This is a genomic window from Mycolicibacterium arseniciresistens (genome assembly GCF_030519285.1).
GTDB lineage: Bacteria > Actinomycetota > Actinomycetes > Mycobacteriales > Mycobacteriaceae > Mycobacterium > Mycobacterium arseniciresistens.
The window spans coordinates 1-3,141 of record NZ_JAUMSQ010000230.1 but is presented as its reverse complement, the minus strand read 5'-3'; the positions used below and the strand labels follow the sequence as shown (position 1 = coordinate 3,141).

Sequence of the window (3,141 nt, the reverse complement as noted above, 5' to 3'; positions counted from 1 at the left end):
CACCACGCAGTGGATGTCGCTGACCGAGATGCTGCGCGGCACCGGCAGCTGGACGCCGTTCGTCGCGCCCGGCGCCACCGCGGGCAGCTCCCTGGTGACCGGGTCGGTCGCGGTGCTGGCGACGACGCTGGTGGCCGCGGCGGGTCTCGCCGGCCTGGCGACGCGGTCGATGCCCGCGCGCGGCCGGCTGATCACCGTGCTGCTCACCGGGGTGGTGCTGCTGGCCGCCGGTTACTCCGGCGGCTTGGGTTCCCCTGTGGCACAGGCTGTCCAGGCGTTCCTCGACGCCGACGGGACACCGCTGCGGAACCTGCAGAAGCTCGACCCGCTGCTGCGGGTGCCGCTGGCGCTCGGGCTGATCCACCTGCTTGGCCGCATCCCGCTGCCGGGCAGCGCGCCACGGCCGGTGGTGCGCGAGGCCTTCAGCCATCCCGAGCGCGACAGGCGGGTGGCGGTGGGCATCGTCGTGCTGGTGGCGCTGGCGGCGGGGACGTCGCTGGCGTGGACGGGCCGGCTGGCGCCGCCGGGCGCGTTCGACGGGATCCCGCCGTACTGGCAGCAGACCGCCGACTGGCTCGACGAACACAACGCCGGCACCCCCACCGCAGGGCGGGTGCTGGTGGCCCCCGGCGCCCCGTTCGCCACCCAGGTGTGGGGCAGCAGCCACGACGAGCCGTTGCAGGTGCTCGGGAACAGTCCGTGGGGTGTGCGTGACTCGATCCCGCTGACACCGCCGCAGACCATCCGCGCGCTGGACTCCGTGCAACGGCTGTTCGCCGCCGGGCGACCATCCGCGGGGCTGGCAGATACCCTTGCCCGACAAGGCATTTCCTATGTCGTGATCCGCAACGATCTGGATCCGGAGACGTCGCGCTCGGCCCGGCCGGTGCTGGTGCACCGCGCCGTCGACGGTTCCCCCGGCCTGACCAGGGTGGCGCAGTTCGGCGACCCCGTCGGCCCGGGCACCCTCGACGGCTTCGTCACCGACAGCGGTCTGCGCCCGCCCTATCCGGCGGTCGAGATCTACCGGGTGGACGCCGGAGCGGGCGCGCCCAACCCCGCGGCGCCGTACCTCGTCGACACCGACGCGATGGCGCGGGTGGACGGTGCACCCGAGGCGCTGTTGCGGCTCGACGAACGCCGCCGCCTGCTCGGCCGGCCGCCGCTGGGGCCGATGCTGCTGACCGCCGACGCCGAGCGCGCGGGGCTGCCCGCCCCGCTGGTCACCGTCACCGACACGCCCGTCGCGCGCGAGATCGACTACGGCAGGGTCGACGACCACGCCTCGACGATCCGCGCACCGGGCGACACCCGGCACACGTTCAACCGCGTCCCCGACTATCCCGTCGACGGCGCAGACCCGGTGTACGCCCGGTGGACCGGCGGGCGGATCACCGTGTCGAGTTCGGCGGCCGACTCGACCGCGCTGCCCAACGTCGCACCGGCCACCGGACCCGCATCGGCCGTCGACTCCGACACCTCGACCAGCTGGGTGTCGAATGCGCTGCAGGCCGCCATCGGGCAGTGGCTGCAGATCGACTTCGACCGCCCCGTCACCAACGCGACGCTGACCATCACCCCCAGCGCCACCGCCGTAGGCGCCCAGGTGCGACGGCTCGAGGTGTCCACGATCAACGGCACCAGCTCGGTGCGCTTCGAGGAGGCCGGCGAGCCGCTGACGGTCGCGCTGCCCTACGGCGAGACGCCGTGGGTGCGGATCACCGCGGCCGCCACCGACGACGGGTCGGCGGGTGTGCAGTTCGGCCTCACCGACCTGTCGGTCACCCAGTACGACGCGAACGGTTTCGCGACGCCGATCACGGTGCGCCACACCGTCGACGTGCCGGGCCCACCGGCCGGATCGGCGGTCGCGCAGTGGGATCTGGGCTCCGAGCTGCTGGGCCGGCCGGGCTGTGTCGACTCCCCGGATGGGGTGCGGTGCGCGGCGACGATGGCGCTGGCGCCCGAGGAGCCGGTGAACCTCAGCCGCACGCTGACGGTCCCGCAGGCCGTCGCGGTGACCCCGACGGTGTGGCTGCGCGCCCGGCAGGGCCCGAAGCTGGCCGATCTGGTCGCTGCGCCGGGCGCCGCAAGGACCACCGGCGACGCCGACCTCATCGACGTGCAGGGATCGGCGTTCGCCGCGACCGACGGCGATCCCAGGACGGCGTGGATCGCTCCGCAACGCGTGGTGCAGCAACGCAACCCGCCCACCATCACCGTGCGCCTGCCGTCCACGATCGACGTTGCGGCGCTGCGCATCACGCCGAGTGCGGTGGAACCGCCGGCGCGGCCCACGATGGTCGCGGTCAACCTCGGCGACGGACCACAGGTGCGCCGGTTGTCCGGTGAGGACGAGACCCAGACCATCGACCTGCACCCGCACCGCACCGACACGGTGACCGTGTCACTGCTGGACTGGAACGACGTGATCGACCGCACCGCACTGGGATTCGATCAGCTCAAGCCGCCGGGCATCGCCGAGGTCGAGGTGCTCGACCGCCGCGGAATGCCGCTCGGCACGCCCGACGCGTCCGCTGACAGGTCGCGCACGGTCACCCTGCCCTGCGGCCGAGGACCGATCATCGGCGTGGCCGGGGAGTTCGTGCCGACGACCGTCCGCACCACCGTCGGGGCGCTGCTCGACGGCGAGCCGATCGCCGCGCAGCCGTGCCGCACCGACCCCATCGCGCTGCCCGCGGGCCAGCAGGAGCTGGTGATCAGCCCCGGCCCGACGTTCGTGGTGGACGGCGTGCAGTTGGCCGGCCCGCGTGCCGACGAGATACAGCCTGCGGCAACAACTCCCGTCCAGACCGGGAAATGGAGCGCCGACCGGCGAGAGGTCGAAGCGCCCGACGCCGCGACCTCGCGGGTGCTCGTGGTGCCGGAGAGCGTCAACCCCGGCTGGCACGCCCGCACCGCCTCCGGGGAGGAACTGGAGCCGGTGACCGTCAACGGCTGGCAGCAGGGCTGGGTTGTCCCCGCAGGCACTTCCGGAACGGTGACACTGGCCTTCGCGTCCAACGCGCTGTACCGCACCGGCCTTATCGCCGGGCTGTGCCTGCTGCCGGTGCTGGCGCTGCTGGCCTGGCTGCCCGCGCGACGCCGCCCCCGCCCGGACGACCCGGCACTGCCCTGGCG

The 3,141-nt window shown here is 73.7% G+C and carries 1 protein-coding gene; it reads left to right on the top strand.

The genetic code is table 11. From position 1 onward, the window contains the following. The coding region (locus tag Q2100_RS23130) for an alpha-(1->3)-arabinofuranosyltransferase domain-containing protein (protein WP_302915941.1) at nucleotides 1–3,141 on the top strand (3,141 nt) is incomplete at both ends.